This window comes from Kribbella sp. NPDC051137 (genome assembly GCF_040682535.1).
Classification (GTDB): domain Bacteria; phylum Actinomycetota; class Actinomycetes; order Propionibacteriales; family Kribbellaceae; genus Kribbella; species Kribbella karoonensis.
The window spans coordinates 266496-285988 of sequence record NZ_JBFBBI010000003.1; the positions used below are offsets into that span (position 1 = coordinate 266496).

Below are 19493 nucleotides of genomic sequence, written 5' to 3' on the forward strand. Positions count from 1 at the left end.
GGCTTTCGGTCGCCAGAGGCAGGCGACTTCGCTTCGACGGTGTACCCGCTCATTCGGTTCCCACTGCTTCCGCGGCGGACTTTTCTTTCGAGGTCTGCCAGTGCCGGAGCAACGGGAGCAGCTTCGCGCGACCGCGGGCGCACCGGGACTTGACCGTTCCGGGCGCGCAGTCCAGGATCGCCGCCGCCTCCTCGATCGAGTACCCCTCCATGTCGACCAGGACCAGCGCCGCGCGCTGGTCCTCGTTGATCTGCTTCAGGGCGTTGAGTACGTCGAGCCGGCGCTCCCGGACCTCGGCCGGGTCGTCCTCGGCCGGGCCGGCCAGCTCGGCCGCACGGTCCTCGTCCTCCGGCAGCGGGTCCGCGGCCCGCACCTGGCGACGGCGGATCCGGTCCAGACAGGCGTTCACCACGATCCGGTGCAGCCAGGTGGTCACCTTCGCGTCGCCGCGGAACGAGTCCGCCCGGCGGAACGCCGAGATGAACGCCTCCTGGAGTGCGTCGGCGGCCTCCTCGGGCTCGCCGAGGGTACGGATCGCCACCGCCCACATCCGGTCCCGGTGCCGCTTGACCAGGAACCCGAACGAGTCCGGGTTGCCGGCCACGTGCATCCGGAGCAGCTCGTGGTCGTCCAGCTCGTCGTAGCTGGTCGGCCCGCTCGGCCGGGCAGGCTGCGCCACACCCTGGGCGACCGGGTCGTCCGCGCCGATGCGCGGGACCTCCGGACGACGGGGCGGCGGATTGCCCGAGTCGACATGCGCGGTCATTTCTGGATCGTGACCTCCGAGATGGTGCCCTGGTAACCGTCCGACACCTTCGGCAGCTTGGTCAGCCAGACCAGTACGTACCGCGTCTCGGTCGACGCCGAGGGGGTCAGGGTCACCGTACCTTCGGGCTGGTCCTCCTTGGTCGCGACCGGCGTCCAACCGCTGATCGACGTCGGCGACGTGCTGGTGTCGCCCTTCGGGACCATCAGCTGGATGCTCGTGCCGTCACCCTGCAGGGCGACCGCGACGCTCGACACCGGGGTCTTCGTGCCGAGGTCGTAGATGATGCCGACGCCGCTCTTGATGCCGCCGAGGTTCGGCTTGTTCTTGTACGACTGCGTCTTCCAGGTCGTGCTCGGGTCGGCGTCGTACGTGTTCGGGACGTCCTTGTGGTGCTCCTCGCCGTTGCCCGGCGGCGGGTCGAAGTCCTGGGCGCCGGCGATCGTCGCCTTCCCGCCGGTCGTCGACGGGGTGGTGCTGGTCTTCGGCGGGGCACTGGTCGTGGTGCCGCCGGTGCCGCCGTTGGCGCTGCCGTTGTCCTTGTTCATCGCGCCCTTGAGCAGGAACTGCGCGAGCAGGATCACCGACAGCAGGGCGAGGATCGCGAGCAGGATCAGGATCCGGCCGCCCCACGAGCCCTTCTGCTTCGGCTCGTCCCGGCGGCGGCCGTTCCCGTTCGGCGGCGCGGGCTGACGGCGGACCGGGCGGGTGTCGGTCGAGGGCTCGTACGCCGGTTGCGGCGGACGGTACCCGTTCGGCTCCGAGGTGTACGCCGGGTCGAGCGCCGGCGGCGGGGCCTGCGGCACCACCTGGGTGGCGTCGTCGACGCTGCCGTTCTGGCTCGCGACCTGGACGGTCTCGTCCATCTGGTTCGGCGGCTCGTGCGAGCTGCCGACGACACCGGACAACGCGGCGGACAGACCGGCCGCGCTGGTGATCGGCGGAGCGTGGTGCCGCGGCGGGTCGCCGAGCAGCCGGTCGCTGATGTCGTCCAGCGATCGCGGTACGCCGGCCCGCACCTGGCGCGGGCTCAGCAGCCGGCCGTGCTCGACCGGAGCAGGCTGGAGACCCCAGGCGGGCGCCGGGCCGGGCCAGCGGCCGGTCAGCGACGCGAAGAGCAGTTGGCCGAGCGAGTGCACGTCCTCCTCGGGCGAACCCGCGCCGGACGACCGCAGCGCCGCCTCGGTGGCGACGCCGACGACCTTGATCGCGCCGGCGTCCGTGACCACCACCGTCGCCGGGCTGATCGCGCCGTGCGCGTAGCCGGTGCGGTGCAGGTTCTCGAGGGCCTCGGACACCTCACGGGCCAGCCAGCCCGCCTGCTGCCCGGTGAGCGGGCCGCTGCCGAGCATCCGCTCCAGGGTCCGGCCGCCGGCCCATTCGCGGACGCAGTACGTCACGCCGTCGTGCATGTCGCAGTCGAGCACCCGGAGGAACCGCGGGTCGTTCGCCGCGGCGGCCCGGCGGGCGGCGTCGAAGAGCAGGTTGGTCCGCGGGTCCCCGACCGGCAGCACGTCGACCACGACCGCGCGGCTGAGGACCTCGTCGACGGCGCGCCACACCCGGGCACCGTCGATCTCCGCGAGCAATTCGGCGATCCGGTACCGCCCGGCCAGCAGAGCACCAGGACTCACGGTCTGGTTCGACACGGTGTCTCTCGCCCTCCTAGAAGCGCCAGCGGCCTGATCGCAGGCCCCATGTTAGTGCCCCACTGACCCGACAGGTGGTGCACTAATGCACAAGCGGTTCGGATCAACGCCCGATCGGCAGCTTCGATGTGACCATGGACACCACATCATTCACCTCGTGGATACGCAGTACCCGGGACACTCCGGCGTACACCGGCAGCATCACGACGGCCGCCACCGCGAGCTCGAGGATCGCGCCGAGCGGCCCGGACCAGTCGATCGCCAGGCTCAGCACCCACAGCACGATCTTGCCCGCGCCGGCGCCGGCCACCGCCGCGATCACCATCGCGAGCAGCGGAAGCCCGATCCCGGCGCCCGGCACCCGCGGCACCTTCCGCCGCAGGACCGGCCGGGAGAGCAGTACGGCGACCAGGTACGCGAGCGCGTACGCCGCGCCGAGCACCACGCCGCTGAACCGCAGGTGTGCCTCATCGAGCAGCACCCGGACGCCGATCAGCGCGGCCGCGATGTTCGTCGCCGCGATCACGCACTGCAGGAAGAACGGCGTACGGGTGTCCTCGAAGGCGTAGAAGGTGCGCAGCTGGAAGTACTGGATGGTGAACGGGACGACGCCGAGCGCGAGCGTCATCAGCGTGTACGACATCAGCGTCAGGTTGTTCCGGCCGGAGCCGTAGCCGGCGATCAGCGTCACGATCGGGTACGCGAAGGCGATCATCGCGGCCGCCGCCGGGACCACGATCGCCAGCGTCTGCCGGATCGAGCGGGACGACATCCGGGCCACCTCGGCGGTGTCTCCGTCGGCCGCCAGCGCGGACATCTGCGGCAGCGCCGCGGTGGCGAGCGAGACCGTGACGATGCCGTGCGGCACCAGGATGATCAGCATCGCGGTGCTGTACGCGAACAGACCGGCCTTCGCCCCCGGGTCGTCGGAGGCGCTACCGGCGATCGCCAGCTGGGTGACGACAACCAGCGTCACCTGGTTGACCGCCACGAACAGAACGGTCCAGGTGCCCAGTCGGGCGGTGTGTCCCAGACCGGTACCGCGGAGACCGAACTTCGGTTTGTAGATGTGACCGCTGGCTCTCAGATACGGCAGCAGAACCAGCAGCTGTACCGCGATCCCGATTGTGTGCCCGAGCCCGAGCAGCAGCTCCTCGCCGTGGCTGTACGTCGGCGGGTTGTCGCCGACCCGGTAGATCAGCAGGAACACGATGATCGACGCGCAGGCGACGATGTTGTTCGCGATCGGCGCCCACATCATCGGGCCGAACCGGCGGCGCGCGTTCAGCACCTGGCCGACCAGGACGAACGCGCCGTAGAAGAAGATCTGCGGTAGGCAGAGCCGGACGAACATCACCATCGACGCCCGCTCGGACGCCCGCTCCGCCTCGTGCAGCTCCGGCGGCAGGTACAGCTCAGCGATCGCCGGTGCCAGCAGGACACAGCCCACCGTGACGATCGCCAGTACGACGAAGCCGAAGGTCAGCACCCGGTTGGTGAAGTCCTGGCCGCCGTCGTCGTGGTTCTTGATCGCGCGCACCAACTGCGGGACCAGCACGGTGTTGAACACACCGCCGGCCAGCAGGATGTAGAGGCTGTTCGGGATGGTGTTCGCGGCCGTGAAGATGTCGCCGCGCAGGGCGGTGCCGATGGCCGCCGCGAGCAGGGCGATCCGGATGAATCCGAGCAGGCGGGACAGCACGGTTCCGGCTGCCATCACCCCCGCGGATCGCAGGGTGCGGTCAGCCATCCTTCGAACCGACTCCTTCTTTCAGGGACGCTCCCGGGGTCTGGTCGGGAACGCCGTTCGCCGCATGGCGGCCGTGGGCGGGGTCAGGGGTTTCGTCGCCGGGTTCCTCGGACTCGGCGGACTCGGCCGGGTCGGTGGTCGTGGTGACCGCGGCCGGGTTGCGGCGCTCGATCCGGACCCGTCGATAGATCCGGACGAACGACGTACCGAACAGCAGGGCGCAGGCCGCGCCGACCAGGATCCAGCCGACGCTGCCGTACTGGCTGGCCTGGATCAGCAGCTCCTGGGACTTGCCGACCGGCTCCCCGGCCGCGTTCGTGACCTGGGCGTTCGCGCGGATCAGGCCGTTCTGCTCGGCGCTCGCGTTGATCCGCGGGGTCCACTTCTGGCCCGGTCCGAGAACGACGGTCTGCGGGGTCTTGATCTTCAGGTCGGTCCGGTTCACCGGGGTGACGACGATGCCGACCCGGACCGACCAGTCGGTCTCGTTGGTGATCGTCAGCGGGAACGTGCCCTTGCTGCCGGCCAGGTTGACCTTGATCTCCTTGCGCAGACCGCGGTCCACGCTCGCGTTCACCAGGTGCACCTTGCCGAGTTGCTGCTTCGCGGAGCCGAGCTCGATCGAGGTGAAGTACTGCGCCTCCTCCGGGTACCCCTTCCAGCCGGACGAGGTGGACCGCAGCAGCGCCTGCGTCATCACCTCGGGCAGCTGGCTCCCGTCGACGAGCAGGTTCTGCATCGTGGTGGTCGCGGCGTCGAGCTGCGAGACGCTCTGCAGCTGGGCCTCGGACAGTACGCCGTTGGTCCGCGGTGCGGTCGGCGCCTTGGTGGGCTGTGGCTTCGGGGTGGTCGCCACGATCGTGCTGAGGTCAGCGGTCTTGATCCAGGGCAGCGACAGGCTGCCCGCGAGCGCCGCGGTCGCGGTGCCGTTCGGGTCCCAGCCGCGGGGCGGTACGGCGACTACCGATGCGGTGCTGCTTCCGGCGGCCGCGATCAGTGCGGTCACCGCAGCGAACCGCTGCCGTACCTGGAGCGGATCGTCGGTGGTCTCCGGGTCGGGGCCGCCCTCGGTCAGTGCGGAGTCCGCGATCACGGTCCGGACCGCGTGGTCGGGGCTTTCCGGGGTGAGCACGTCGTACACCGGAGTGCTGGTCAGGACCGGGCGGGTGGCAGCCGTCCAGGACGAACTGTTGACCAGGTTCAGGTCGTCGGAGGTGGAGCCGGCGAAGCCGCCGGACGCCGTGCCCAGGTACCGGCTCGCGGCCGCGCCGCCCTCGAGCCAGAGGCCGTTGGTGAAGGTACGGGTCAGCTCGCCGCCGGAGTGCTCGGTCTTCGTCCGGGCCTGCCCGACGAGGTCCTTCAGCGGGGCACCGGAGTCCAGCAGCCCCGCGACGTCCGGATCGCCGTACGGCAGCAGGACGACCTGATTGCCCCTCGCGGCCGACGCCTCGAACTCTTTCAGCCACCCGGCCGCGGTGGCCTGGCCGGTGCCGAGAGTGGTCTGGCCGTTCTGGCCGAGGATCACGTACCCCTTCGACATCTGCTTGATCTCGTCGAGCATCGCCGGGTCGGCCAGCCAGGTGACCTTGCGCTGGTTGCCCAGCGCCAGCAGCCGGCCGAGCGAGCCGGTCGGGGCGAGGGCCTTGGCGAGGGAGTCGTTCGCGAAGTTGCGGCCGCCGAGCTGCGTCGGGCGGAAGCGCAGCGGTACGACGAGGGCGGTGTTCACGGTGCGCCGGAGCGGCTGCTTGCCGATCACCGGCATCAGCAGCCGTGCCCGGCCGGCCATCACCCGGCCGCCGTCCGGCGTCTCACCGCGGAACGTGACGCCGACGACGTACACGCCGGTGTCGCCGTCGATCCGCCATTCCTTCCACGGCACCGTCAAGGAGAAGTTGACAGTCTGCTTCGGCGCCAGCGGCTGGTCGAACCTCTGGAAGGTCAGGCTGTCGTTGGTCAGGTTGCTGCAGCTGTCCCGTTTGTCCATCGGGACGTTCTGCTCGGTCGGGATCGCCTCCAGCGCGGACGTGCTGGCCAGCCGGGTGCGGTCGATACAGGCGAGCGCCTGCGGGGCGTCGAAGGTCACCGAGCTGGTGTTGGTCACCCGGCCCTTGATCACGACCTGCTGACCGGCCTTCGGCGCGACCGGGCCGAACGTGTCGATACTGACCTGGACGACCGGGTCGTCGTCGGCCGGGTGCGCATCGGCCGGAGCACTGAGAGTCGCTGCCGAAGCAGCAACCAACAGGCAGGCACCCAGCACCGCGGGGAGCCTCAGTCGCCGTCTGAACACGCCGTCACCGTAACCTAGTTCCCCGTGTCACCCTTTGCCGACCAGTCAGCCTCCGCCGGATCGTTGTCCGGCGTCCAGCGGCGCGCCGTCCAGGCGCTGCTGGAACTCGCTCCCGTCGTCGACGAACTGGGCTCCCGGTTCGCGGACGCCGGCCACGAGATCGCCCTGGTCGGCGGTCCTGTCAGGGACATTCTCCTCGGTCGGGGGAGCAAGGATCTCGACTTCACCACGTCAGCACACCCCGATGTGATCGAGCGGTTGCTGTCCGGCTGGGCGGACCACGTGTGGGACATCGGCAAGGCGTTCGGCACCATCGGCTGTCGCAAGGGGGATTGGGTCCTCGAGGTCACGACGTACAGGTCGGAGACCTACGATCCCACCTCGCGCAAACCGGAGGTGGCCTACGGCGACAGCCTGGAGGGCGACCTGGCCCGCCGGGACTTCGCGATGAACGCGATGGCGGTGCGGCTGCCGTCGCGGCAGTTCGTCGACCCGTACGGCGGGATCGAGGACGTCGCGCACCAGCGGATCCGGACTCCCGGTAGGCCGGAGGACTCGTTCAGTGACGACCCGCTGCGGATGATGCGGGCGGCCCGGTTCGCGGCCCAGCTCGGTTTCACGCCGGACCCGGCCGTCGTGACCGCGATGCGGGCGATGGCCGACCGGATCACGATCGTGTCCGCGGAGCGGGTCCGCGACGAGTTGGAGAAGCTGATCTGCGCCGACCACCCGCGGATCGGGCTCGACCTGCTGGTCTCCAGCGGGCTGGCCAAGCACGTGCTGCCCGAGCTGCCGGCGCTGCTGGAGACGGCCGACGAGCACCAGCGGCACAAGGATGTCTACCAGCATTCGCTCACCGTCCTCGATCAGGCCATCGATCTGGAGCCCCGCCTATCTGTTCCGACGCCGGATTTCGTCGTTCGGTTCGCCGCGTTGATCCACGACATCGGGAAACCGAAGACCCGGCGCTTCGAGGACGGCGGAAAGGTGACGTTCCACCACCACGACGTCAAGGGCGCGAAGATGGCCCGGAAGCGGATGAAGGCGCTGCGGTTCAGCAACGAGCAGATCGACCAGGTCAGCAAGCTGATCGAGCTGCACCTGCGTTTCCACGGGTACGGCGAGGGCGAGTGGACCGACTCCGCCGTCCGCCGGTACGTCCGCGACGCCGGTGACCAGCTCGAGCGCCTGCACGTGCTGACCCGCGCCGACTGCACCACCCGCAACCGCCGGAAGGCCGAGTCCCTGCGGGCCGCGTACGACGACCTCGAGGCGCGGATCGACCGTCTCAAGGAGCAGGAGGAGCTCGACGCGCTCCGCCCGGACCTCGACGGCAACCAGATCATGCAGATCCTCGGCATCCCCCCGGGCCGCGAGGTCGGCGAGGCGTACAAGTTCCTGATGGACCTGCGCCTCGACGAGGGCCCGCTCGGCGAGGACCGCGCTCGCGAAGAACTCCTCCGCTGGTGGTCCGGGCGCTCCTAGATCACCTGCGACGGCTGGGTGGCGTAGGCCTTGGTGATGACGTCCGCCGACGTTGGGTGGGGCTCGAACGTCACGTCGTCGATCGAGGCGACCGGTAGGGCCGGGTCGACGGAGTTCGTGAGGTAGGCCGCGTCGTAGGTGGCGAGGTCGTCGAGCGGGATCGGCTCGGTGGCGTAGGTCGGCAGGACTCGTTGGAGCGTTTGCTGGCGGATGCCGGCCAGGAGCGGGGCTGCCGGGAAGGTCAGGTGCGGGCCGCGGGCGAAGCAGATGTTCCAGATGGACGCTTCGGAGACGTGGCCGGCGGGATCGTGGAAGAGCGCGTCGTCGTAGCCCTCGGTCCTTGCCTTGCGGGCGTAGTAGGTGAGGTCGAAGCTGCCGGTGTGCTTGAGGTGCGGGACGGCGCGCTGGTGCTGGTAGGTGCGGAGGCGGACCGGCTGCGTCGCCGGCTCGACGGGTGGGCCGACCCGAGTCAGCAGGTGGACGTCGTCGACGGCGAAGACATTGACGCGGATCGAGAGGTCGCCGGCACCGGCCGCGTCGAGAGCCGCGCGGAGGTCGTCGCGGACGCGGCCGGCGGGGAGCGGCCGGTCGAAGATTTCGCGGGTACTGCGGTCCAGCCGTTCGAAGTGCAGGTCGAGGCCGTCGACCTGGCCGTCGCGGACCTGCATCGAGGTGAAGTGCCCGTAACTCGTTGCGCGCAGCAACATCGGGTCGACCGTCGGCAACCGGGCGCCGTCCAGCAGCAGGAACTCGTTCACGCGCACTAGTCTCGCGCTGTGGATACGTGGAGTGTCATCGGGTGGGGCGGGTCGGCGCTCGTCGTGCTGTCGTTGGTGCAGACCCGGATCCTGCGGCTGCGGGTGCTGAACCTGATCGGCTGCGTGATCCTGGTCGCGTTCAACGCGGTGGTCGGCGTGTGGCCGATGGTCGGGATGAACGCCGTTCTCGCGATCATCAACGTCGTGCACCTGTGGCGGCTGCTGCGGCACCGGCACGACGAGGCGGCGTACCAGGTGCTGCAGGTGAACGAGGGAGACGCCTATCTCGGGTTCGTCCTCGAGCGGCACCAGAAGGACATCAGCCGGTTCAACCCGGGATTCACCGTCGGGTCGAGCCCGTACGCGTTCCTGGTGCAGCACGGCGACCGGACCGTCGGCGTGGTCCTCGCGCACGACGCCGGCGCCGGGCGCGCGCAGATCGACCTCGACTACGTGGTGCCGAAGTACCGCGACTTCACACCGGGCGAGTTCGTGTACCGGCGCAGCGACGTGTTCACCGAGCACGGGTTCCGCCAGGTGATCGCACCCCCGCGGATGCGCGACTCCACGACGTACCTGAAGAACCTCGGCTTCCGCCGCGACGGCGACGACCTCGTGCTGAATCTCTAGAGATCCTTCGCGAAGCAGGCGGACGCGACGGAGTTCTCGAAGGGCGGGTACGGCGGCGTCGGGCGGTACCCGTGGTTCGTGTAGAGCGCGATCGCCTCGACCTGCAGGTGCCCGGTCTCCAGGCGCAGCGTGGTGAGACCGCCGGACCTGGCTTCCGACTCGACCGCGTCCAGCAGCACCCGCGACAGTCGCAACCCGCGGGCGGCCGGGGCGACGTACATGCGTTTGATCGCCCCGAGTCCCGCTGCGACCGGTTGCAGGCCGACGCAGCCGGCCGCGGTCCCGTCCAGCGTCAGCACGGTGAAGCTGATGTCAGGGTGCAGTCCGACCGGCGGCTGGTCCTCGCCGTACAGGCCGGCCAACTCGGCCTGCTGGGCGGCGGTGAGCGCCAGTACGTCGGGATCCGTCGGCGCGGCCGCGCGCAGTTCCACTCCCTCGATCACCATGCCGCTGGACGGTAGCAACCTGGCATGACGCTGCTGTTTCCGTTTTCTCTCCGGTCTGCCGGACAGGCGTGAGCCTCAGGCGCCGAAGAGTTTCCAGTCGCCTTCGCTGATCACCTCGACCGCACCGTCGACGACCTTGATCGCGGTGTCGTCGTCGATCGCGTACGTCGGGACCGGGATGCCGGACGCCCACTTCCCGATGTTCTCCGGGGTGGTGTCCTCCATGTCCGGGTGCCCGAGGTGCGGATACAGCGTGAAGTCGACCAGCCCGAGCGCCCGTTCGGCGTCCTTCCCCAGGTCGCTGCCGGGCGGCACGAACTCCTGGTCGAACTCGGCGTCGCAGTTGTACGGCGTGACGGCGATGCTCCCCGCGCTGACCCCGACGTACACGGAATCCAGCGTCGGCAGCAGGTCCGCGAGGCCGGACTGCCGCATCCAGTACGTCAGGTACAGGACGTCGCCGCCCCACACGAGCAGTGCGTCGGCCTCCCGCACGGCGGGGACCCAGCTGTCTTCGCGGATGGTCGGCAGGGCAGTGAGCTCCAGCACGCCCAAGGACTTCCAGCCCAGTTCGCACATCGGACCCCGAGCGTTGCCGGAGATCGCCTTCCAGGCCTGGGTGCCGCCGCCGGGGAACGGGTAGAGCGCGGTCGGGACGAAGAGGGCACTGGACTCCGAGATCGGCTTGCCCAGCAGTTCGACGAGTGCGTCGGAGATACTCCGGTTGCGGATGCCGGAAGAGGTGAGCAGGAACTTCATGGCGACCGACGGTATCCCCAGAACCGGTGATAGCAACAGGCCTGCTGTGGTCTGATGCCGGTGTGAGGACTCTGGAGGAAATGGCCGCCGGGGTACGGGCGGGATCCGTCGACCCGGTGGACCTGGTCGACGAGGCGTTGGCGCGGGCCACCGAAGTCGCCGCCCTGAACGCCGTCGTACACCTGGACGTCGACGGCGCACGGAAGGCCGCGGCCGGGCACGACCGGCGCGGGGCGCTGGCGGGTGTGCCGGTGCTCGTGAAGGAGATCATCGAGGTCGAGGGCCTGCCGTACCGCTGCGGCTCGGCGTCGATGGAGGAGCTCGGCCGGCAGGACGCGGACGTCGTACGGCGGTTGCGCGCGGCCGGGGCGATCGTGATCGGGCTGTCGCACACGCACGAGTTCGCGTACGGCTGCACGGGTACGTCGAACCGCGTCGGCCCGTGCCGGAACCCGCACGACCCGGCGCGGATGACGGGCGGATCGAGTTCGGGTTCGGCGGCGGCGGTCGCGGCCGGGGTCGTACCGCTGGCGATCGGCACGGACACGGCCGGCTCGGTCCGTATCCCTGCGGCGCTGTGCGGTGTCGTCGGCTTCAAACCGGCGTACGGCACACTTCCGACGGACCGCGTCTTCCCGCTTTCCCAATCCCTCGACCACGTAGGTGTCCTCACCCGGACCGCAGCCGACGCAACCTATGCCTTGGCGGCCTTGGGGATGCAGACCGCTTCGTTCACCCCTCGATTGGGTGTGGTCACGAACTCCGAGTACCTCCAACTCAGCCCCGCGGCGAGTAGCGCATGGTCAGCCGCACTACGGACCATCGACGCCGTTGAAGTGTGGTTACCGGACTGGGAGCACAGCTTCACCACAGCGGCCAACCTGCAAGGGCCCGAAGCCACCGCGAACCACGCCGGCCGCTCGCACGTCCTCTATCAACCCGACGTGCAGCAACGGCTCCGCGAAGCTGCGCAGGTACGGGCAGCGGACCACGAACGGGCCAAAGCAGAGGCGGTTGCCATCACCGCGGAGTTGGACGCCGTCCTCCAGCAGGTCGACGCCGTGCTCACTCCGACCGTCCTCACCACGGCACCCCTGATCACCGAAGCCGACACCGCGGACGGTGGCCTGACCGTACGCAAGCAGCTCCTCAACAACACCCGTCTGGCGAACCTCACCCGGCACGCGGCCGTCAGCCTCCCACTGCCGACTGACGGCCTCCCCGTCGGACTTCAGGTAATTGCGTCAAGCAACGAAAAGGCAGCCGCGGCCGCCCGCTGGCTCGAGGCTCAGCTGTAGACCCGCAGATCCGCCAGACTCCACCAGTTGCCCGCGCTCCCGGTCTGCGTGACCCGGATGTACCGCGCATGCGTCGCCCGGAACGTCACGGTCGTCAGCTGACCGCTCGACGCTCCACTCGAGACCACCCGCCACCCGACTCCATCGTTGCTCACGGCAACGTCGTACCCATGTGTGTAGTCGCCGGTGTTCCCGCCACTGTCCAACGCGACCTGACGGAACGTCTGCGCCTTGCCGAGATCCACCTGCACCCACTGCCCGGGCGTCTGCGCGCTCTTGCTCTGCCAGACCGTCGATCCGTCATGATCGACCAGCCGCCCCGCATCGGCAGCGTTGTCGCTCGCCGTGGCACCCGCCGCCGTCAACTCCCGCGGCAATTCCGTCGCCGGCTGACCCCACGTGTACGTCGCGACCGCCCCGCCGGGCAGCTCGTACTCGAACGACTGACCACCCACCGCGACCGCGAACGCCCGCGGATCGTCGTTCTCGTTGTGCACGACGAGCGCCGTCGTACCGTCCGGGTTGCGGAACGCCGCGGACATCAGCTGCCCGTTCCACCCCGTCGTCCCGTACGACGTGCTCCCGATCCGTACCGCGCCCGGCCGCACGAACTTCGACAGGTGACCGATCGTGTAGTACTCCGCGTCGGTCGTGACCGTCCCGTCCGGCTGCAACGTGACCAGTCCGGTGCAGGTGTCGCAGCCGCCGAGGTGCGGGCCGCCGGTCGAGTCGAGCGCGATGTTCCAGTTGACGACCGACTTCGCCCAGTTGCGTGTGGTCCCGAGCATCAGCGTCCGGGCGTGCCAGGTGAGGGTGCCGCGGAAGATCTGTGGCGGTGTGTCGTTCGGCCCGTGCGACCCGGAGCACTCGGTGAACCAGATCCCCTTCGCCGGGAACGCGTTGTGCAGGTCGGTCTGCTTCGACGGATCGCCGGAGTAGCAGTGGTACGCCGTACCCGCGATCCACTTGGCCGCCGGCGTCTCCAGCAGCTTGTACGGGTAGTCGGTCTCCGGGTCCTCGCCTGGCGGAGTGGAGGCGATGTCACCCGGGTGGGTCGTCCAGTTGTGGTCGTAGCCGAGGATCTTGGTCCGCGGGCTGACCTTCTGCAGCATCGGCCCGAGCGCGCTGATCACCGCGGCCTCCTGGCGGACCGGCATGTCGGTGCCGGGGTAGCCGCTGGGCTTGCGGTTCTGCGGCTCGTTCTGGATCGAGAGGAAGTCGACCGGTATGCCGGCCTTCGCGTACGCCTGCACGAACTTCACCAGGTAGCGCGCGTACGCGTCGTACACCTTCGGGTCGTCCTGCAGCCGGCCGCCGACGAGCGAGTCGCCGGCCTTCATCCAGGCCGGCGGGCTCCACGGCGTCGCCATCACCTTGAGCTGTGGATTGAGCTGCTTGGCGCGCCGGAGCAGCGGCAGCACCTGCTGCTCGTCGTGCGCGACGCTGAAGTGCCGCAGCGGGAAGTCGGTCTGCCCGGCCGGTACGTCGTCGTACGTGTAGTGCTCGCTCGCGGCCGTGAAGTCGGACGAGCCGACGGGCTGCCGCAGGAAGCTGACGCCGATGCCCTGCTGAGGGTCGAACAGCTTCCGCATCGTCTGCTCGCGGTCGGCCGGGCTCAGCCGGTACAACACGGCCGCGGCCGAGTCGGTCAGCGCGGCGCCGAAGCCGTCCATGGTCTGGTAGGTCGTCCGCGGGTCGACCGTGATCGTGGTCCGGTCGCTCGCGCCGTCGTGGAACGCGACCGGCGCGCGCTGGTGGAGCAGCTCGGCGCGGTCCGGGGTGGTGACCCAGACGCTGACCTGGGTCGTCGGGGGATGGGCCTGGGCAGGAACGGCGAGTGACGCCACCGCGAGAGCAAGGGCGACGCCGAAGGCGGATGTTCTCATCGCACTCCTCGGGGAATGTAACAAACGGCCTCAGGAAACGACTGCAGCTGACCACTGTCAACCTGTGGGAGCGGTGCTCTACAGTGCTGAGCGTGAAACAAGGGGATGTAACAAATGCCTCGCGCTAGAGCGACGATGCGCGACGTCGCGGCGGCGGCGGGTGTGTCGCTCGCGACCGTGTCCCGGGTGGTCAACCAGATCGGTGGCGTGACCCCGGAGACCCGGCGGTTGGTCGAGCGGGCGATCGAGGAGCTCGGGCTGCCCGCACCTGTGCCTCGAGGCGGTACGCCGAAACCGGTCGAGGGCGCCGTCTACGTGCGGTGCCCGTACGTGCTCACCGACTACTTCGGCCTGATCGTGTCGTCGATCGCCGAGACGCTCGAGCAACACGGCCGCCAGGTGGTCCTCAACGCGGGCGAGTCCGTCGCGCACGATCCCGTCCTGACCCGGCTCGCCTCCCGCCGGGACGTCGGCGGAGCCATCCTGATCCTCCCGCCCGAGCCGAGCGAGGACTTGGTCCGGCTGAGCTCTCGCCGCTTCCCGTTCGTGGTGGTCGACCCGCGCACGGCGCTCCCGCGCGACATCCCGTCCGTCTCCGCCGCGCACCACTCCGGCGCCCGCCAACTGACGGCTCACCTGACCGCCCTCGGCCACACCCGCATCGGTGTCATCGCCGGCCCTCGCGAATGGCTGGCCGCCGACGCCCGCCTGAGCGGCCACTCCGCCGCGCTGGCCGACGCCGGCATCCTCCCCGACCCGGCACTCGTCCGGCACGACCAACCCACCACGCTCCACGGCTACCGAGCTGCCCGCGAACTCCTGGCTCTCGACCCGCGCCCGACTGCACTCGTCGCCTTCAACGACAAGGCCGCCGTCGGCGCCCTGCAGGCCGCCGCCGAACTGAGCCTCTCCGTCCCCGGCGATCTGTCCGTCACCGGCTTCGACGACCTGGACCTGAGCCGGGCGACCACGCCCGCGCTGACCACCGTCCGCCAGCCGCTGCAGGAAATGGGCCGGATGGCGGTCAGCCTGCTCACCCGCCTGCTCGACCGCCACGAACTGGAGGCCCGGCACGTGGAGCTGGCCGTCGATCTGGTCGTCCGAGGCTCCACGGGTCCTTTGTCCAGATTTGACTGAGCCGGAGTGCGCGAAACGGCTCGGTTGTGGCAAGTTTTGGGCATGAACCTTCGGATCGGCATTGCCGGGATCGCCATCGAATCCAGCACGTTCTCGCCGCACCGGGCCGGGCTCGCGGACTTCGACGTACGGCGCGGAGACCACCTGCTCGAGCGGTACACCGACTTCCTCGGGAAGGACTGGGCGCAGGGGATCGAGTGGGTGCCGCTGGTGCACGCACGCTCACTGCCGGGCGGCGCGGTGCTGCCGGAGGTGTACGACGACCTGTCGGCGGAGATCATCACCCGGCTGAAGGACGCCGGCCGGCTGGACGGGTTCTTCTTCGACATCCACGGCGCGATGAGCGTCGTCGGACGGCAGGACGCGGAGGCCGACCTCGCCACCCGGATCCGCGACGTGCTCGGTCCCGACGTACTCGTCTCGGCCTCGATGGACCTGCACGGCAACGTCTCGCGCGAACTCGGTACGGCAGTCGATCTGATCACCTGCTACCGGATGGCGCCGCACGAGGACGCGATGGAGAGTCGCGAGCGCGCACTGCGGAACCTCGTCGAGCGGCTGCGTTCCGGCGGTGGCAAGCCGGGGAAGGCGTGGATCCAGGTTCCGGTCCTGCTGCCGGGCGAGAAGACGTCCACGCGGCTCGAGCCCGCGAAGTCGATCTACCACCGGGTCGCCGAGATCGCGGACGAGCCCGGCGTACTGGATGCGGCCGTCTGGGTCGGGTACGCCTGGGCGGACGAGCCGCGTTGCCGGGCCGCCGTCGTGGTCACCGGCGACGACACCGAGCTGATCACCGCGCGGGCGACCGAGTTGGCGAAGGCCTACTGGGACGCCCGGGACGGGTTCGCGTTCGTGGCGCCGACCGGAACTCTCGACGAATGCGTCACGGCCGGCCTCGCCAGCAGCGCACGCCCGTTCCTGATCAGCGACTCCGGCGACAACCCGACCGCGGGCGGCGCGGGTGACGTCTCCTGGACGCTCGGCGAACTGCTCGAGGTCGAGGACCTGACGTCCGGCAAGGCAACCGCCATCCACGCCAGCATCACCGACCCGGACGCGGTCGCGGCCTGTGTGGCGGCCGGTGTTGGCAACCCGGTCGAGGTCACCGCGGGCGGCAAGGTCGACCCCGGCCCGTCCGGACCGGTCGCGCTCTCCGGGACCGTGTTCTCGATCTCGGAGGACCCGGTCGGCGGCACCGTCGCGGTCGTCAAGGCCGGCGGCCTGCACTCGATCCTCACGAGCCGCCGCAAGCCGTACCACCACCTCGCGGACTTCACCCTGCTCGGCCTGGACCCGGCGACCACCGATCTGGTCATCGTCAAGATCGGCTACCTGGAGCCGGAGCTCTACAACCTCGCGGCCGACTGGCTGCTCGCGCTCACCCCGGGCGGCGTCGACCAGGACCTCCTCCGCCTCGGCCACCACGGCGTACTGCGCCCGCTGTTCCCCTTCGACCCGGAGATGGCCGACCCCGACCTGACGCCGGAGTTGTTGCCCTGAGCACTGGCTGGAACCGCAGCGCGGGTGTAGCTTCGTAACGCCTCGTGGTCGTGGTGCTGGGGGATGCGCTTACGTGGGCGACGTAGATCGTGACGGAGCGTCGCCGGGGGTGGGGACCCGATGCCGGCGGCGTTCCAGGCGGGGGGACCCCATGGCTCGTCGACGGCTGCACGTGGTGGCGCGTGGTCCGCCGGGTGACGGCGTACCACCGGCGATCCCGGCCCTCGGGCCTGCCCAGGATTCGCCTGCCGACGTCCTCGATGACCTCAGGACGATGCCGCGTCCCACGCTGGTGGGGCAGCCCTTGGACACGGCCGCATCACGCATCTTCGTGCTCCACAGCGGAAGGGCACAACCGTGACTTCGCGAAGCAAGTCGCAGACGCTCCGGCGTCTCCGGCGACCCCTGATATTCGCGTCCACTGCGGCGTTGCTGCTGGCTATGACGCCGGCGGCCGACGCCAACCTGGCGGGCAGCACCTTCGAAGGAAACGACGGCAACATGGTCGTCAACACGTCCGGGAACACCGACTGGATCAACGCCCCGAACCGGGTCCGCGGCGACGACCTGGCCAGCGGCTCGACCGACAACGCGTTCGGCCAGGGCACCAAGGAGGACGACCCGAACGTCTCGGTCGTCACCGGGTCGATCCCGCCGCAGAAGAGCGACCTGACCCGGTTCTACGTCGGCAGCGAGACGGCCGGCGGCAACGTCTACCTGTATCTGGCCTGGGAGCGGTCGAACGTTCTCGGTTCGGCCAACATGGACTTCGAGATCAACCAGAAGGCCCAGCCGAACCTGACCACCACGGGCGCGAAGACGCTCAACCGGACCGCGGGCGACATCCTGATCACGTTCGACTTCACCAACGGCGGCGGCAACCCGGTACTCGGTCTGCTCCGCTGGGTGACCACGGGTTCGAGCAGCCAGTGCTTCTCCGCGAGCTCCGTACCGTGCTGGGGTAACCGGAAGGACCTCAGCGCCGCCGGCTTCGCAGAGGGCGCTGTCAACACCGGAACGATCTCCGAGCCGATTGCCGGCGGCACGCTCGCCGGGCTGGAGTTCGGCGAGGCCGCGATCAACATGACCGGTGCGGGCATCTTCTCGTCCAACGTCTGCACCGCGTTCGGCAGTGCGTTCCTGAAGAGCCGTTCGTCGGCGTCGTTCCCGGCCGAGGTGAAGGACTTCGTCGCACCGCAGCCGGTCAACATCGCGAACTGCGGCAAGATCGTCATCCACAAGGTCACCGAGAACGGTGACGCCACGTTCGGTTACACGACGACCGGTGGCCTCACGCCGTCGACGTTCAACCTGTCCAACGGCGGTACGCAGACGTACAGCGACACGACACAGGTCCAAGCGGGCAACTACAGCGTCACCGAGGCGACCGTGCCGGCCGGCTGGACCTTGAAGAGTCTCGTCTGTACGGCGACCGGCAGCGGGACGAGCTACTCGGTCAGTGGTCCCACCACGAGCATCACGATGGCACCTGAAGGTGTGGTCGACTGCACGTACACCAACCACATCAACGCACATCCGTCGATAGCCACGACGCTGTCCGCAAGCACCATCGTCGTCGGCGGGTCCGTCCATGACTCGGCGACCTTGTCGAACGCGACGGCGACCGCCGGTGGAACGGTGACCTACACCGTGTACACCAACTCCGCGTGCTCGCTCGGTGCCCAGAGCGCGGGAACCGTGACAGTGACGAACGGCGTCGTTCCGGACTCGAACGCGATCACCTTCAACTCGGCTGGTGACTTCTACTGGCAGGCTTCGTACAGCGGTGACGCCAACAACAACTCGGCGCTGAGCACCTGCACGGACGAGCACCTGGTCGTGGCGAAGAAGTCGCCGACGATCGCGACCACCCTGTCCGACACGACGGTCGGGGTCGGCGGGACCGTGCACGACTCGGCGACCTTGTCGAACGCAACCGCCAACGCCGGCGGAACGGTGACCTACACCGTCTACACCGACACGGCATGCTCGGCCGGTGCGCAGGATGCCGGGACGGTCAGCGTGACGAACGGGGCCGTACCTGATTCCAACCCGATCGTGTTCAACACGGCGGGCGACTTCTACTGGCAGGCCGTGTACAGCGGTGACGCCAACAACAACGGGGCGACGAGCCTGTGCACGAGTGAGCACCTCGTCGTCGCCAAGGCCAACCCGGCGATCGCGACCGCTCCCAACGTGATCCCGAACGACGACGCCACGATCAGTGCCGCATCCAGCCCGACCGGCACCGTCACGTTCAAGCTGTTCGCTCCTGCCGACACCACGTGCTCTGGTTCGGCCGCGTTCTCGCAGACCGTGGCCGTGAACGGCAACGGTACGTACAGCACGTCCAACACGTCGTTCGTCGCCGGCACGCTCGGTACCTGGCGCTGGCTCGTCACCTACTCCGGTGACGCGAACAACAACTCCACCACGTCCGCCTGCGGCGTCGAGCGGTTCACGCTCGCCAACGGCTGACCCGAGGGATCGGGGCCGGCCAGGAGGACCGGCCCCGGTCTACAGCTTCCGCAGTAGGTGCAGGGCCTCGATCGCGTGGTCGATCAGGCGTCCGGCGCCGTACGGCCGTTCGGGCTCCGCGAGGCCGGACCACTCGATGGCCAGGTCCTCGGTGTACGACAGCCAGGCGTGGATGCGGAGGTAGTCCGCGGACGCGGGGTCGTCGGCGATCTCCGGCGTACCCAGGTACGTGAGGATCCGCTTGGTCAGGCTCGCCCGTGTCGCGTCGTACACCTCAACGGCGAAGTCGTCACCGCCCGCGGCGCCGCGGACGAACGAGATGTAGGCCGCCCGGCGGCGCTCGATGAACGCGACGAACTGGGTCAGCATCTCGCGGAGCTGCTGCTCCGGGGCGAGGGAGTCGTCGGGCTTGGTGACCCGGAGCAGCCGCCGGCCGGCCGCGGAGATGACCGCGACGTAGTAGTCGCGCTTGCTCGGGAAGTAGTGGAACAGCAGCCCGCGGGAGATCCCCGCGGCGCTCGCGATCTCGTCGATCGACAGCTCGTGGATCGGCTTGGTGCGAAGCATCATCAGGCCGATCTTGACCAGTTGCTTCTTGCGGTCGTCCGCTGTCAGACGGTGCTCCATCTATTGAGCATTGCTTAGACGCTGAGCTACGGTC

At 69.3% G+C, this 19493-nt stretch carries 15 protein-coding genes; 6 read left to right on the forward strand and 9 right to left on the reverse strand.

Annotated features, from left to right (window positions below; all coding sequences use genetic code 11):
- Window positions 1-49: 49 nt before the first annotated feature.
- The 4 genes from sigM to AB0M51_RS16275 all read right to left on the reverse strand — a co-directional run bounded on the left by sigM (window position 50) and on the right by AB0M51_RS16275 (window position 6455).
- Window positions 50-766 (reverse strand): RNA polymerase sigma factor SigM, encoded by a 717-nt coding sequence (gene sigM, locus AB0M51_RS16260; protein ID WP_344193576.1) that lies wholly within the window; start codon window positions 764-766, stop codon window positions 50-52.
- Window positions 763-2415, reverse strand: coding sequence for a protein kinase family protein (locus AB0M51_RS16265; RefSeq protein ID WP_344193579.1), 1653 nt, complete (start codon window positions 2413-2415; stop codon window positions 763-765). The genes sigM and AB0M51_RS16265 overlap by 4 nt, the downstream gene beginning before the upstream one ends.
- Before the next feature lie 103 nt (window positions 2416-2518).
- On the reverse strand, window positions 2519-4165 hold the full coding sequence (murJ, locus tag AB0M51_RS16270) for a murein biosynthesis integral membrane protein MurJ (protein WP_344193581.1): 1647 nt from the start codon (window positions 4163-4165) through the stop codon (window positions 2519-2521).
- A complete protein-coding gene (locus tag AB0M51_RS16275) occupies window positions 4158-6455 on the reverse strand; it encodes a hypothetical protein (RefSeq protein WP_344193583.1) in 2298 nt (765 codons plus the stop codon). Before AB0M51_RS16275 ends, murJ begins: the two co-directional genes overlap by 8 nt.
- A 63-nt stretch (window positions 6456-6518) precedes the next feature.
- Here AB0M51_RS16275 and AB0M51_RS16280 point away from each other — a divergent pair, with 63 nt between their 5' ends.
- A complete protein-coding gene (locus AB0M51_RS16280) occupies window positions 6519-7940 on the forward strand; it encodes a CCA tRNA nucleotidyltransferase (protein WP_344194567.1) in 1422 nt (473 codons plus the stop codon).
- On the opposite strand, the gene AB0M51_RS16285 is transcribed toward AB0M51_RS16280, so the two are convergent.
- Window positions 7937-8698, reverse strand: a complete 762-nt coding sequence (locus AB0M51_RS16285; RefSeq protein WP_344193585.1) for an aminotransferase class IV — start codon at window positions 8696-8698, stop codon at window positions 7937-7939. The two genes, AB0M51_RS16280 and AB0M51_RS16285, sit on opposite strands and share 4 nt — an antisense overlap.
- Window positions 8699-8716: 18 nt before the next feature.
- Here AB0M51_RS16285 and AB0M51_RS16290 point away from each other — a divergent pair, with 18 nt between their 5' ends.
- Window positions 8717-9328: a hypothetical protein gene (locus AB0M51_RS16290; protein WP_344193587.1), complete on the forward strand. Its 612-nt coding sequence runs from the start codon at window positions 8717-8719 to the stop codon at window positions 9326-9328.
- Here the strand turns inward: AB0M51_RS16290 and AB0M51_RS16295 are convergent.
- Entirely contained in the window at window positions 9325-9774 is a 450-nt protein-coding gene (locus AB0M51_RS16295; RefSeq protein WP_344193589.1) for a GNAT family N-acetyltransferase, read from the reverse strand. The genes AB0M51_RS16290 and AB0M51_RS16295 overlap by 4 nt on opposite strands.
- Before the next feature lie 75 nt (window positions 9775-9849).
- Window positions 9850-10533: a Type 1 glutamine amidotransferase-like domain-containing protein gene (locus tag AB0M51_RS16300; RefSeq protein WP_344193591.1), complete on the reverse strand. Its 684-nt coding sequence runs from the start codon at window positions 10531-10533 to the stop codon at window positions 9850-9852.
- A gap of 62 nt (window positions 10534-10595) precedes the next feature.
- On the opposite strand from AB0M51_RS16300, the gene AB0M51_RS16305 reads away from it, so the two are divergent.
- A complete protein-coding gene (locus tag AB0M51_RS16305) occupies window positions 10596-11831 on the forward strand; it encodes an amidase (protein WP_344193593.1) in 1236 nt (411 codons plus the stop codon).
- Here the strand turns inward: AB0M51_RS16305 and AB0M51_RS16310 are convergent.
- Complete coding sequence (locus AB0M51_RS16310; RefSeq protein WP_344193595.1) at window positions 11822-13717, reverse strand: discoidin domain-containing protein; 1896 nt, start codon at window positions 13715-13717, stop codon at window positions 11822-11824. The two genes, AB0M51_RS16305 and AB0M51_RS16310, sit on opposite strands and share 10 nt — an antisense overlap.
- A 114-nt stretch (window positions 13718-13831) precedes the next feature.
- Between AB0M51_RS16310 and AB0M51_RS16315 the strand changes: the two genes are divergently transcribed.
- From AB0M51_RS16315 to AB0M51_RS16325, 3 genes are all read left to right on the forward strand, one after another.
- A complete protein-coding gene (locus AB0M51_RS16315) occupies window positions 13832-14854 on the forward strand; it encodes a substrate-binding domain-containing protein (RefSeq protein WP_344193597.1) in 1023 nt (340 codons plus the stop codon).
- A 42-nt stretch (window positions 14855-14896) separates the two neighbouring features.
- On the forward strand, window positions 14897-16354 hold the full coding sequence (locus AB0M51_RS16320; protein ID WP_344193599.1) for a M81 family metallopeptidase: 1458 nt from the start codon (window positions 14897-14899) through the stop codon (window positions 16352-16354).
- A gap of 357 nt (window positions 16355-16711) precedes the next feature.
- A complete protein-coding gene (locus tag AB0M51_RS16325; RefSeq protein ID WP_363749512.1) occupies window positions 16712-18832 on the forward strand; it encodes a hypothetical protein in 2121 nt (706 codons plus the stop codon).
- Window positions 18833-18871: 39 nt separating this feature from the next.
- Here the strand turns inward: AB0M51_RS16325 and AB0M51_RS16330 are convergent, their stop codons facing one another.
- On the reverse strand, window positions 18872-19459 hold the full coding sequence (locus AB0M51_RS16330) for a TetR/AcrR family transcriptional regulator (RefSeq protein ID WP_363749513.1): 588 nt from the start codon (window positions 19457-19459) through the stop codon (window positions 18872-18874).
- Window positions 19460-19493: the final 34 nt, after the last annotated feature.

What these genes read in the sequence shown, in the direction of transcription:
- sigM (WP_344193576.1), bottom strand. Translation starts at nt 766, where the DNA reads ATGACCGCGCATGTCGACTCGGGCAATCCGCCGCCCCGTCGTCCGGAG.
- murJ (WP_344193581.1), bottom strand. Translation starts at nt 4,165, where the DNA reads ATGGCTGACCGCACCCTGCGATCCGCGGGGGTGATGGCAGCCGGAACC.
- AB0M51_RS16295 (WP_344193589.1), bottom strand. Translation starts at nt 9,774, where the DNA reads ATGGTGATCGAGGGAGTGGAACTGCGCGCGGCCGCGCCGACGGATCCC.
- AB0M51_RS16300 (WP_344193591.1), bottom strand. Translation starts at nt 10,533, where the DNA reads ATGAAGTTCCTGCTCACCTCTTCCGGCATCCGCAACCGGAGTATCTCC.
- AB0M51_RS16310 (WP_344193595.1), bottom strand. Translation starts at nt 13,717, where the DNA reads ATGAGAACATCCGCCTTCGGCGTCGCCCTTGCTCTCGCGGTGGCGTCA.
- AB0M51_RS16315 (WP_344193597.1), top strand. Translation starts at nt 13,832, where the DNA reads ATGCCTCGCGCTAGAGCGACGATGCGCGACGTCGCGGCGGCGGCGGGT.
- AB0M51_RS16320 (WP_344193599.1), top strand. Translation starts at nt 14,897, where the DNA reads ATGAACCTTCGGATCGGCATTGCCGGGATCGCCATCGAATCCAGCACG.
- AB0M51_RS16330 (WP_363749513.1), bottom strand. Translation starts at nt 19,459, where the DNA reads ATGGAGCACCGTCTGACAGCGGACGACCGCAAGAAGCAACTGGTCAAG.